This is a genomic window from Paracoccus sp. KKT209 (assembly GCF_055635455.1).
The window spans coordinates 175,589-188,050 of the sequence record NZ_CM145758.1 but is presented as its reverse complement, the minus strand read 5'-3'; the positions used below and the strand labels follow the sequence as shown (position 1 = coordinate 188,050).

Annotated in this window: 9 protein-coding genes and 1 riboswitch; of the genes, 7 read left to right on the top strand and 2 right to left on the bottom strand. The window is 67.8% G+C overall.

The annotated features are described in order from the left end of the window. Positions 1 to 112 precede the first annotated feature (112 nt). The 7 genes from dnaK to ACZ2G3_RS00885 all read left to right on the top strand — a co-directional run bounded on the left by dnaK (position 113) and on the right by ACZ2G3_RS00885 (position 8,554). Complete coding sequence (gene dnaK / locus ACZ2G3_RS00915) at positions 113 to 2,029, top strand: molecular chaperone DnaK (RefSeq protein WP_419268731.1); 1,917 nt, start codon at positions 113 to 115, stop codon at positions 2,027 to 2,029. A gap of 80 nt (positions 2,030 to 2,109) precedes the next feature. Then, entirely contained in the window at positions 2,110 to 3,267 is a 1,158-nt protein-coding gene (dnaJ, locus tag ACZ2G3_RS00910) for a molecular chaperone DnaJ (RefSeq protein ID WP_470397120.1), read from the top strand. Positions 3,268 to 3,314: 47 nt separating this feature from the next. After that, positions 3,315 to 4,082 carry a RadC family protein gene (gene radC / locus ACZ2G3_RS00905; RefSeq protein ID WP_470397119.1) on the top strand — a complete coding sequence of 256 codons (768 nt, stop codon included), beginning with the start codon at positions 3,315 to 3,317 and terminating at the stop codon, positions 4,080 to 4,082. 248 nt (positions 4,083 to 4,330) lie between these two features. Beyond that, on the top strand, positions 4,331 to 4,894 hold the full coding sequence (gene petA, locus ACZ2G3_RS00900; protein WP_419268728.1) for a ubiquinol-cytochrome c reductase iron-sulfur subunit: 564 nt from the start codon (positions 4,331 to 4,333) through the stop codon (positions 4,892 to 4,894). Between the two features lie 10 nt (positions 4,895 to 4,904). After that, positions 4,905 to 6,227, top strand: a complete 1,323-nt coding sequence (gene petB, locus ACZ2G3_RS00895) for a cytochrome b (RefSeq protein ID WP_419268726.1) — start codon at positions 4,905 to 4,907, stop codon at positions 6,225 to 6,227. A 555-nt stretch (positions 6,228 to 6,782) separates the two neighbouring features. Continuing rightward, positions 6,783 to 7,562 (top strand): cytochrome c1, encoded by a 780-nt coding sequence (locus ACZ2G3_RS00890; protein WP_419268848.1) that lies wholly within the window; start codon positions 6,783 to 6,785, stop codon positions 7,560 to 7,562. 113 nt (positions 7,563 to 7,675) lie between these two features. Next, positions 7,676 to 8,554 (top strand): ribokinase, encoded by an 879-nt coding sequence (locus tag ACZ2G3_RS00885; protein WP_470397118.1) that lies wholly within the window; start codon positions 7,676 to 7,678, stop codon positions 8,552 to 8,554. Here the strand turns inward: ACZ2G3_RS00885 and aroC are convergent. Both aroC and mutS read right to left on the bottom strand, forming a co-directional pair. Further along, positions 8,542 to 9,642 carry a chorismate synthase gene (aroC, locus tag ACZ2G3_RS00880; RefSeq protein ID WP_470397117.1) on the bottom strand — a complete coding sequence of 367 codons (1,101 nt, stop codon included), beginning with the start codon at positions 9,640 to 9,642 and terminating at the stop codon, positions 8,542 to 8,544. The genes ACZ2G3_RS00885 and aroC overlap by 13 nt on opposite strands. Continuing rightward, complete coding sequence (gene mutS / locus ACZ2G3_RS00875; protein WP_470397116.1) at positions 9,639 to 12,272, bottom strand: DNA mismatch repair protein MutS; 2,634 nt, start codon at positions 12,270 to 12,272, stop codon at positions 9,639 to 9,641. Before mutS ends, aroC begins: the two co-directional genes overlap by 4 nt. 64 nt (positions 12,273 to 12,336) lie before the next feature. After that, a riboswitch (TPP riboswitch) is annotated at positions 12,337 to 12,435 on the top strand. Positions 12,436 to 12,462 lie beyond the last annotated feature (27 nt).

Here is a 12,462-nt window from a genome sequence, read left to right as displayed (position 1 = left end):
CAGCCGCGAAGACGTCCGGAGGTTCCGGGCGGCATTCACCAAGGGATCGGGCCGCGGGGGCCGCAACGGACCCGAAGCCTCAAATATCGCCGCAAGAGAAGGTTACATTCACATGTCCAAAGTCATCGGGATCGACCTCGGCACCACGAACAGCTGCGTCGCCATCATGGACGGCAGCCAGCCGAAGGTCATCGAGAACAGCGAAGGCGCCCGCACGACGCCCTCGATCGTCGGCTTCACGGATGGCGAGCGCCTGGTCGGCCAGCCCGCCAAGCGCCAGGCCGTCACCAACCCCACCAACACCGTCTTTGCCGTCAAGCGCCTGATCGGCCGTCGCATCGGCGACGAGGCCGTCGAAAAGGACCGCAAGCTGGTCCCCTATAACATCGTCGACGGCGGCAACGGGGATGCCTGGGTCGAGGTGAAGGGCGAAAAATATTCCCCCGCGCAAGTCAGCGCGATGATCCTTCAGAAGATGAAGGAGACCGCCGAATCCTACCTGGGCGAGACCGTGACCCAGGCCGTGATCACCGTTCCGGCCTATTTCAACGACGCTCAGCGCCAGGCCACCAAGGACGCGGGCAAGATCGCCGGCCTCGAGGTCCTGCGCATCATCAACGAGCCGACCGCGGCCGCCCTGGCCTATGGCCTGGACAAGAAGGAAACCAAGACGATCGCGGTCTATGACCTCGGCGGCGGTACCTTCGACATCACCATCCTGGAGATCGACGACGGCCTGTTCGAGGTGAAATCGACCAACGGGGACACGTTCCTCGGCGGCGAAGACTTTGACATGCGCATCGTCAACTATCTGGCCGACGAGTTCAAAAAGGAACACGGCGTCGACCTGACCAAGGACAAGATGGCGCTCCAGCGCCTGAAGGAAGCCGCGGAAAAGGCCAAGATCGAGCTGTCCTCCTCCAGCCAGACCGAGATCAACCAGCCGTTCATCTCGATGGACAAGAATTCGGGCACGCCGCTGCACCTGGTCGTCAAGCTGACCCGCGCCAAGCTGGAAAGCCTGGTCGCAGACCTGATCAAGCGCACCATGAAGCCCGTTCAGGACGCCCTGAAGGATGCCGGATGCTCCAAGTCGGACATCGACGAGGTGGTCCTGGTCGGCGGCATGACCCGCATGCCCAAGGTCGTGGCCGAGGTGACCGAGTTCTTCGGCAAGGAGCCCCACAAGGGCGTGAACCCCGACGAGGTCGTGGCCCTTGGCGCCGCGATCCAGGCCGGCGTGCTGCAGGGTGACGTCAAGGACGTCGTGCTGCTGGACGTGACCCCGCTGTCCTTGGGCATCGAGACCCTGGGCGGTGTCTTCACCCGCCTGATCGACCGCAACACCACCATCCCGACCAAGAAGAGCCAGATCTTCTCGACCGCCGAGGACAACCAGAACGCGGTGACCATCCGCGTCTTCCAGGGCGAGCGGGAAATGGCTGCGGACAACAAGATGCTGGGCCAGTTTAACCTGGAGGACATCCCGCCCGCGCCGCGCGGCATGCCGCAGATCGAGGTGACCTTCGACATCGACGCCAACGGCATCGTCTCGGTCAGCGCCAAGGACAAGGGCACCGGCAAGGAGCAGAACATCACCATCCAGGCTTCGGGCGGTCTGACCGACGAGGACATCGAGCGGATGGTGAAGGACGCCGAACAGAACGCCGAGGCCGACAAGGGCCGCCGCGAACTGGTCGAGGCCAAGAACCAGGCCGAGAGCCTGATCCACTCGACCAAGAAGTCGCTGGACGAGCATGGCGACAAGGTCGACAGCTCGACCGTCGAAGCGATCGAACTGGCCGTCGGCGCGCTGGAAGAATCGCTGAAGTCCGAGGATGCGGGCAAGATCCGCTCGGGCATCCAGAACGTCATGGACGCGTCCATGCGTCTGGGCGAGGCGATCTACAAGGCGCAGTCGGGTGGCGAGGACGCCGGCCATGACGCGGGCGATGCGCCGCGCAACGTGGACGATGACATCGTGGACGCCGATTTCGAAGATCTGGGCGACGACAAGAAGCGCGGCTGATCAGGGCCGCTTCCCGAAAAGGGCCGGTCCGCCACCGCCGCGGACCGGCCTGTTTTTTGGGCAGCTGAATGGGACGACACATGGGCAAGCGTTGCTATTACGAGGTGCTCGGGGTTACGCGCGGCGCCTCCACCGACGAGATCAAGAAAGCCTATCGCAGCAAGGCCAAGGAGCTGCATCCGGACCGAAACCAGGACGACCTGACCTGCGAGGCCCGGTTCAAGGAAGTCAACGAGGCCTATGACTGCCTGAAGGACGACCAGAAGAAGGCGGCCTATGACCGCTTTGGCCATGCGGCCTTCGAGGGCGGCATGGGCGGCGGCGGCCGCGCCGGCGGACATCCCGGCGATTTCGGCGCAGCCTTCGCGGATGTTTTCGAGGACCTTTTCGGCGACATGATGGGCCGGCGCGGCGGTGGCGGCGGGCGATCCCGCGCCCAACGCGGCCAGGACCTGCGCTACAACCTGCGCGTCACGCTGGAAGAGGCCTATGCCGGGCTGCAGAAGTCGATCAGCGTGCGCGGCTCGATCGCCTGCGACGAATGCAACGGCACCGGCGCCGAAGGCGCGACCGAGCCGGCCGCCTGCCCGACCTGCGCCGGCATGGGCAAGGTGCGGGCCCAGCAGGGCTTTTTCACCGTCGAACGCACCTGTCCGACCTGTGGCGGGGCTGGCCAGATCGTCAAGAACCCCTGCAAGTCCTGTCAGGGTGCTGGCCGCATGGAACGCGAACGCAGCCTGTCGGTGAACATCCCCGCGGGCGTCGAGACCGGAACCCGCATCCGCCTGGCGGGCGAAGGCGAGGCCGGGCTGCGCGGCGGACCGGCGGGTGACCTCTACATCTTCATCGAGGTTCAGGAACACGCGATCTTCCTGCGCGACGGCAAGATGCTGGCCTGCCAGGTGCCGGTCAGCATGGCCACTGCCGCGCTTGGCGGAGAGGTCGAGGTGCCGACGATCGACGGCGGCCGCGCCCGGGTCAAGGTTCCCGCCGGCAGCCAGACGGGGCGACAGATGCGCCTGCGTCACAAGGGCATGCCGCCCCTGCGGCACGGTCCCGGCGCGGCGGGCGATTTCGGCGACATGCTGATCGAGCTGACCGTCGAGACCCCGGTGAACCTGACGCCCCGGCAACGCGAGCTGCTGCGCGAGTTCGAGGCGGTCAAGGCGGACAACAGCCCGCAATCCGACAGCTTCTTCGACAAGGTGAAGGGGTTCTGGGACGGGATGACGCGCTGATCGCGCGTTAACCCTTTTTTCACGGCTTCGGGACCATGCTTTCGGGCATGGACCCGAATCGTGCCTTTGGCGAAATGCCCCTGCCGCTGTTCGCGCCCGCCGCCGATGACGTGGCGGCGGCCCCTTCGCCGGGTCGGGCCGCGCCCTCCTATCTGGCCGATCACCGCGCCCGGCTCCGCGACCGCTTCATGCAGGGCGGCGCGGCCGCTATGCCCGATTACGAACTGCTGGAGCTGGTTCTTTTTCGCGCCATTCCCCGGCAGGATGTCAAACCTTTGGCGCGCCGGCTGATCGAGGCCTTCGGCGACTTCAACCGCGTGCTGTCCGCGCCGCCTGCCCGGCTTCAGGCGGTGGAGGGCGTGGGGCCTGCCGTCGTCACCGAACTGAAGATCGTGGAGGCCGCGGCGCAGCGTCTGGCCCGCGCGCGGATCATGAACCGGCCCGTCCTGTCCTCCTGGCAGGCGTTGCTGGACTACTGCCACACCGCCATGGCCCATCGCGAGATCGAGGAGTTCCGCGTCCTCTACCTGGACCGCAAGAACGTGCTGGTCGCGGATGAGGAACAGGCCCGCGGCACGGTCGATCACGTCCCGGTCTATCCGCGCGAGATCATCCGCCGCGCGCTGGAGCTGAACGCCTCGGCGCTGATCCTGGTCCACAACCACCCTTCCGGCGACCCCACCCCCTCGGACAGCGACGTCGCCATGACCACCCGCATCGCGCAGGCGGCCGACTGCATGGGGATCACCATCCACGACCACCTGATCATCGGCAAATCCCGCGAGCTCAGCTTCCGGTCGGAAGGCCTGATCTGAGTCGCCCCAAGGCTGCGCCGGCCCCGGCGCGGGCGCCGCCTCTGCTGCACTGCGGCATCGCGGGCGGATGGTGGCGCAAACGCGTTGCCGAATTCAGACAGATGCGGCGATTTGCGTCGCTGCGTCCCGGGTTATCATCTGGACTGACAGGGAATTGGCAGCTAGAACCGCCCCCGCGAAGGCTGCGTTCGGACGCGGCCCGGAATGTCGTATCGGCCTGACTTTCGGCCTGAATTGGAGTATGACCCGTGTCCCACGCAGATGACCACGTAGGCACCCGGAGGGATTTCCTCTACTATGCCACGGCGGGCGCAGGCACGGTGGCCGCCGGGGCCGCCGCCTGGACGCTAGTGAATCAGATGAACCCCTCGGCCGACGTTCAGGCGCTGGCCTCGATCCAGGTGGATGTCAGCGGCGTGACGCCCGGCTCGCAGATCACCGTGCTGTTCCTGGGCAAGCCCGTGTTCATCCGCCGCCGCACGCCGGAGGAAATCGAGGCCGGCCGCGCGGTCGAGCTGAACCAGCTGACCGACCCCACGGCCCAGAACCCGAACCTGCCTGGCGTCCAGCCCGCCCTGGACCAGAACCGCACGCTGGACGAGGCGGGCGAATGGCTGGTCCAGATCGGCGTCTGCACCCATCTGGGCTGCGTGCCCATCGGTGACGGCGCGGGCGATTTCGGCGGGTGGTTCTGCCCCTGCCACGGCAGCCACTACGATACGGCCGGCCGCATCCGCCGGGGTCCCGCACCCCAGAACATGCATATTCCCGTGGCCTCGTTCCTGAACGAAACCACCATTCAACTGGGCTGAGGAGGGACTCATGGCCGGAATTCCGCACGACCATTACGAGCCCAAATCGGGCTTTGAACGCTGGTTGCACCGCCGCCTGCCGATCGCGGGCCTGATCTATGACACGCTGGTCATTCCCACGCCCAAGAACCTGAACTGGATGTGGATCTGGGGCATCGTCCTGGTCTTCTGCCTGGCGCTGCAGATCATCACCGGCATCGTCCTGGTGATGCACTACACCCCGCATGTGGACCTGGCCTTCGCCAGCGTCGAGCACATCATGCGCAACGTGAACGGCGGCTATATGCTGCGCTACCTGCACGCGAACGGCGCCTCGCTGTTCTTCGTGGCGGTCTATCTGCACATCTTCCGCAGCCTCTACTACGGCAACTACAAGGCGCCGCGCGAGGTGACCTGGATCATCGGCATGCTGATCTACATCCTGATGATGGCCACGGCCTTCATGGGATATGTGCTGCCCTGGGGCCAGATGTCCTTCTGGGGCGCGACCGTGATCACCGGCCTCTTCGGCGCCATTCCCGGCGTGGGCGAGACAATCCAGACCTGGCTGCTGGGCGGGCCCGCCGTCGGCAACGCCACGCTGAACCGCTTCTTCTCGCTGCACTACCTTCTGCCCTTCATCATCGCCGGCCTGGTGCTGGTGCATATCTGGGCCTTCCACTCGACCGGGAACAACAACCCGACCGGCGTCGAGGTCCGTCGCACCAGCAAGGAGGAAGCGCAGCGCGACACGTTGCCCTTCTGGCCCTATTTCGTGATGAAGGACCTGTTCGCGCTGGTCCTGATCCTGGTCGTCTTCTTCGCCGTCGTCGGCTTCATGCCGAACTACCTGGGCCACCCCGACAACTACATCGAGGCAAACGCGCTGGCGACCCCGGCCCATATCGTGCCCGAATGGTACTTCCTGCCCTTCTACGCCATCCTGCGCGCCTTCGACAGCGAGGTCTGGCTGGTGCAGCTGGTCAACTTCCTGTCCTTCGGCATCGTCGACGCCAAGTTCTTCGGCGTGCTGGCCATGTTCGGCGCGATCATCGTGATGGCGCTGGTTCCCTGGCTGGACACCAGCCGCGTGCGCTCGGGCCGTTATCGCCCGATGTTCAAGTGGTGGTTCTGGCTGCTGGCCGTGGACTTCGTCGTCCTGACCTGGGTGGGCGCCATGCCCACCGAAGGCATCTACCCCTATATCGCGCTTGCCGCCTCGACCTATTGGTTCGCCTACTTCCTGGTCATCCTGCCCGTCCTGGGCGTGATCGAGAAGCCCGAGCCGATGCCCGCGACGATCGAGGAAGACCACCTGGCGCATTACGAAGCGCCCACGCGCATGGCTGAGTAAGGAGAGCCGTAAATGACCCTGAGAACCAAGACGCTCACGGCTGTCGCGGCCCTGACGATCTCTGCCACCGGCTTTGCGCTGGCGCAGGACGGCACCACCACCACGGTGCCGATGCAGCCGGCGGACGCGCCGGTCACGGCACCCGAGACCGGCACGACCTTCGTGGCGACGCCGGTCGACGATGCGCAACCGGCCCCTGCTGAGGCGGAGCCTGCCCAAGCCGAGGCGGAGCCCGCCGAGGCCGTGGAAATCGAAGCTGTCGAAGCCGATCCGGTCGACGTCGCGCCGGCCGATGCCGAGCAGGCTCAGGCTGAACCCGCCGAGGCACCTGCGGCAGAAGTCGAGGCGGCAACGGACGAGGCTGCGGGCGCAGCCCAGGACGAGACCATCGCCGCGCCCCAGAACCCGGCCGCCAGCCCCCCCTCCACCGGCGACGAGGGCGTTGACGCCGTCGCGCTGCAGGAAGGTGGCGAAGCGGCCGTCCCGGTGCCGACCCAGGAAGGCACCGAGCCCATCGAGGAGCATTTCGCCCCCGAGACCGGCGTGGTCGAGGCCGTGACCGGTCATGGCGAGGAAGCCGGCGAAGAGCATGCCGAAGGTGAGGCCGACCATGGCTATGGCCATGTCGAGGATGTCGCCTTCAGCTTCGAAGGCCCCTTTGGCGCCTATGACCAGTTCCAGCTGCAGCGCGGCCTTCAGGTCTATACCGAGGTCTGCTCCTCCTGCCACGGCATGAAGTTCGTCCCGATCCGGACGCTGGCCGACGAAGGCGGACCGGGTCTGCCCGAGGACCAAGTCCGCGCCTATGCGGCCGAGCTTCTGCCCATCTTCGACGAGGATCTGGGCGAAGAGCGTGCCCGCATCCTGACCGACCACTTCCCGGCCGTTTCGGGTGCCGGCATGGGTCCCGACCTATCGCTGATGGCCAAGGCCCGTTCGGGCTTCCACGGTCCCTACGGCACCGGCATCAACCAGCTGGTCCGCGGCATCGGCGGTCCGGAATACATCCACGCCATCCTGACCGGCTATACCGGTGAAGAACAGGAACAGGCCGGCACGCTGCTTTACGGCAACAGTGCCTTTCCGGGCGGCTGGATCAGCATGCCGCCCCCGCTGGCCGACGACCGCGTCACCTATGAGGACGGCACCCCTGCCACCGTGGACCAGATGTCGATGGACGTCGCCGCCTTCCTGATGTGGACGGCCGAACCCAAGCTGATGGACCGCAAGTCGGTCGGCCTGGTCGCGGTCCTGTTCCTGATCGTCCTGACCGCGCTGCTCTATCTGACCAACAAGCGGCTCTGGGCCGACCACAAGGTCAAGCGCAAGCACTGATCCCTGAGGCCCGCCGCCTTTCGAAACGCGCCCCGACCCCGGGGCGCGTTTTTTCGTGGCTGGACAAGACCGTGCCGGGCCGGTCAGATGCGGATCGGTCAACGGAGATGGACATGGCGATCTGGAACCTGGGCTCAATCAACATCGACCACGTCTACCGGCTGGACAGCCTGCCCCGCCCGGGCGAGACGCTGGCCTCGCGGAGCTATGGCCAGGGCCTGGGCGGCAAGGGCGCGAACCAGTCCGTCGCATCCGCCCGCGCCGGCGCCCGCACGTATCATCTGGGGGCGATGGGCCTGGGCGATGACTGGGTGCTGGCGCGGCTGGCCGATAGCGGCGTCGATGTCTCGGCCGTGGCGCGGTTGCCGGACGAGGCGACCGGCCATGCGATCATCCTGCTGGACCGCGACGCCGAGAACGCCATCGTCATCCATGCCGGCGCCAACCGCGCCATCGATGAGGCCGCGCTGGCCGACACGCTGTCGGCCCTGACACCGCGCGACACGCTGCTGATCCAGAACGAAACCAATGGCCAGGTTGCCGCCGCGCAGGCCGCAAGGGCACGGGGCGCGCGCATCATCTATTCGGCCGCGCCCTTTGATCTGGAGGCGACCCGCGCGATCCTGCCCCATGCGACGATCCTGGCCATGAACGCGGGCGAGGCGCGCCAGCTGTTCGCGGGCCACCCCGGCGATCTGCCGGTGGCGGGGCTGTTGATCACCAAGGGATCGGAGGGCGCGGAATATCGCGACTTGACCAGCGGCCGGACCTGGCAGCAGCCCGCCTTCCGCGTCACGCCGGTCGATACGACCGGCGCGGGCGACACCTTCGCGGGCTATTTCGCGGCGGGCCTGGACGAAGGGCTGGACGTGACGCAGGCGCTGCGGCTGGCCTCAGCGGCGGCGGCGTTGAAGGTCACGCGGGCGGGCGCGGGCGATGCCATCCCCACCCGCGCCGAGGTCGAGGCCTTCCTGGCAGATCAGCCGATCTGACCGCGCACTCCGCCGGTCTGCGCCCGGTCCATCAGCAAGTGGTCCAGGATCACGCAGGCGGCCATCGCCTCGGCCACCGGCACGGCGCGGATGCCCACGCAGGGATCGTGGCGGCCCTTGGTGATGACCTCGATCTCCTCGCCGCGCGAATTGATCGAGCGGCGCGGCGTGGTGATCGAACTGGTCGGCTTGATCGCGAACCGCACGACGATGTCCTGCCCGGTGGAAATCCCGCCCAGAATGCCGCCCGCGTGGTTCGACAGGAACTCCGGCCCGTTCGGCCCCATGCGGATCTCGTCGGCATTGTCGACGCCGGTCAGCGCGGCCGAGGCCATGCCCTCTCCGATCTCGACCGCCTTCACGGCATTGATCGACATCATCGCGGCGGCCAGGTCAGTGTCCAGCTTTGCATAGACCGGCGCGCCCAGGCCCGGCGGGCAGCCCCGCACCCGCACCTCGATCGCCGCGCCGACGCTGTTCTGGTCCTTGCGGATGCCATCAAGATAGTCCGACCAGGCCTCCACCGCCCCCGCATCGGGCAGAAAGAACGGGTTGCCGTCCACCGCCGACAGGTCCAGCCGGTCGCGGTCCAGATGCATCGCCCCCATCTGCACCATGTAGCCGGTGATCTTCAGGTCGGGCACGAGCCGCGCCAGCACTGCCTGCGCCACGGCGCCGGCCGCGACCCGCGCCGCCGTTTCCCGCGCGCTGGACCGGCCCCCGCCGCGATAATCGCGCAGGCCATATTTCAGGTGATAGGTGATGTCGGCATGGCCGGGGCGAAAGCTGGTCGCGATGTCGCCGTAATCCTTGGACCGCTGGTCGGTGTTCTCGATCATCAGCTGGATCGCGGTGCCGGTGGTCACGCCTTCGAAGACGCCGGACAGGATGCGCACCTGGTCGGGCTCGCGCCGCTGCGTCGTGTGCTTGGAGGTGCCGGGGCGGCGGCGGTCCAGGAAGGCTTGGATGTAGTCTTCGGTCAGCGGCACACCGGGGGGCACGCCATCGACCGTCGCGCCCAGGGCCGGGCCGTGGCTTTCGCCCCAGGTGGTGAAGCGGAATTCGCGGCCGAAGGTGTTGTAGCTCACGGGGCGGTCTCCTGGGTCAGGGCCTTGAGTTCATAGATCAGGTCCAGCGCCTCGCGCGGGGACAGGGCATCGGGATGCACCGCTTTCAGCCGCGCGTCCAGAGCCGAGGCGCGGGGCGCGGGGGCCGGCGCAGGGGGGACCGCACGGAACAGCGGCAGGTCGTCGATCAGGGCTGCAGGACGGGCCGCGCCGTCGCGTTCCCCCGATTCCAGCGCGTCCAGAACGGCGCGGGCGCGATCCACCACCGACGGGGGCAGCCCCGCCAGTCGCGCCACCTGCACGCCATAGCTGCGGTCGGCGGCGCCCTTCGTAACCTCGTGCAGGAAAATCACGTCGCCTTCCCATTCGCGCACGGCGACAGTGGCGTTCTCGACACCCCGCAGCTTGGCCGACAGGGCCGTCATCTCGTGGTAGTGGGTGGCGAAAAGCGCCCGGCAACGGTTCGCGGCCTGCAGATGCTCCATCACCGCCCAGGCAATCGACAGGCCGTCCCAGGTCGCCGTGCCGCGCCCGATCTCGTCCAGGATGACCAGCGCGCGGTCGTCGGCCTGGTTCAGGATCGCGGCGGTCTCGACCATCTCGACCATGAAGGTCGAGCGTCCCCGCGCCAGATCATCGGCGGCGCCCACGCGACTGAACAGCTGGCTGACCAACCCGACATGGGCCGCGCGCGCCGGAACAAAGGCCCCCGCCTGCGCCAGCACGGCGATCAGCGCATTCTGGCGCAGAAAGGTCGACTTGCCGGCCATGTTCGGGCCGGTCAGCAGCCAGATGGCCGGCGTCGCCCCAGTGGTCAGGTCGCAGTCATTGGCGACAAAGCTTTCGGCCTTGCGCTTCAGCGCGCGTTCGACGACCGGGTGCCGTCCGCCCGTGATCACAAAGGCGCGGCTGTCGTCCACGCGCGGCCTGACCCAGCCCTCGCCCGAGGCCAGATCGGCAAAGGCGCAGGCCAGGTCGATCTCGGCCAGCGCCCGGGCCGCCTGCCCGACCGGGGCCGCAGCCTCCAGCACGGCGGCGCGCAACCGGTCGAATATCCCGCGCTCGATCTCCAGCGCGCGGTCGCGGGCGTTCAGGATGCGGGTCTCCAGTTCGGACAGTTCCACCGTGGTGAAGCGGATCTGGTTCGCGGTGGTCTGGCGGTGGATGAAGGTCTGGTTCAGCGGCGCCGCCATCATGCGTTCGGCATGGGTGGTCGTCGTCTCGATGAAATAGCCCAGGACATTGTTGTGCTTGATCTTCAGGCTGCCGACCCCGGCCAGCGCGGCGTAGTCCGCCTGCATCCCGGCGATGACGCCGCGCCCCTCGTCGCGCAGGCGGCGGGTCTGGTCCAGGTCCGCGTCATGCCCCTCGGCCACGAAACCGCCGTCGCGGGCCAACAGGGGCGGCTCGGCCACCAGTGCATCGTCCAGAAGGTCGATCAGCGCCTCATGGCCGACCAGATCACCCGCCGCTTCGCGCAGCACCTGCGGAGCGTCCCCCGGCAGGCGGGCGGCAATCGCCGCGCCTTGCGTCAGCCCCGCCCGGATCGCGGTCAGATCCCGCGGGCCGCCCCGCTCCAGCGCCAGGCGCGACAGCGCCCGGTCCATGTCCGGCACCCGCGCCAGTGCGGCGCGCAGATCGGCCAGCAGGCGCGGGTCATCGACAAGGGCCGCCACGCCATCATGCCGCGCCTGGATCAGCGGCAGGTCGCGCGACGGCGCGCTGATGCGCCGCTCCAGCAGCCGCGCGCCCGGCGCGGTCACGGTGCGGTCGATGGCCGCCAGCAGCGATCCTTCCCGCCCCCCCGACAGCGCCTGCGTCAGTTCCAGGTTGCGCCGGGTCGCGGCATCGATCTGCATGGCCCCGCCCGCGCGTTCGCGCAGCGGCGGTCGCAGCAGCGGCAGCTTGCCCTTTTGGGTCATGTCCAGGTAATCGACGATGGCGCCCATCGCGCCCAGTTCGGCGCGGCTGAAGCTGCCAAAGCCGTCCAGCGTCTCGACCCCGTACAGCCCGCACAGCCGCCGCGCCCCCGCGCCGCTGTCGAAGGCGCCGGCATGCAGGTCGGTCAGCGCGGCGCCCGCATCGGTGACCAGTTCCTCCAGCCCGGTCACGCAGGTCAGGACCTCGCGCGGGGCCAGCCGCGCCAGTTCGGGCGCCAGCCGCGGCAGCGGACAGTCCATGACCTGGAAGGCCCCGGTCGAGATGTCGACCCAGGCCAGCGCCCCTTCGTCCCGGACCTGGGCATAGGCGGCCAGGTAATTGTGCCGCCGCGCCTCCAGCAGGCTCTCCTCGGTCAGGGTGCCTGGCGTCACCAGCCGGACCACGTCGCGGGCCACGACCGATTTCGACCCGCGCTTCCTGGCCTCGGCCGGGTCCTCCATCTGCTCGGCGATGGCCACGCGGAACCCCTTGCGGATCAGCGTCAGCAGATAGGCCTCGGCCGCATGGACCGGCACGCCGCACATCGGGATCGGCTGGCCCTCATGCGTGCCGCGTTTCGTCAGCGCGACGTCCAGCGCGGCGGCGGCGGCCACCGCGTCGTCAAAGAACATCTCGTAGAAATCGCCCATGCGATAGAACAGCAGCGCGCCGGGGTTCGCCTCGCGGATCGCCAGATACTGCGCCATCATCGGGGTGGGCTGGTCGGTCATGTCCTGTCCCTTGTCTTGCGCGCGGTTCTATCCGCTTGCGCGGGGCTGTGAAACCACTACATTCAGCCGCACCTCGGGGTGCCTGACCGGCTGAGACGCTTTTGCGGACCCGTTGAACCTGATCCGGCTTGTCACCGGCGGAGGGAAGGTGCGGCTTGTCCTTTCTTTCGAACCCTGAACGAAAGGAGGC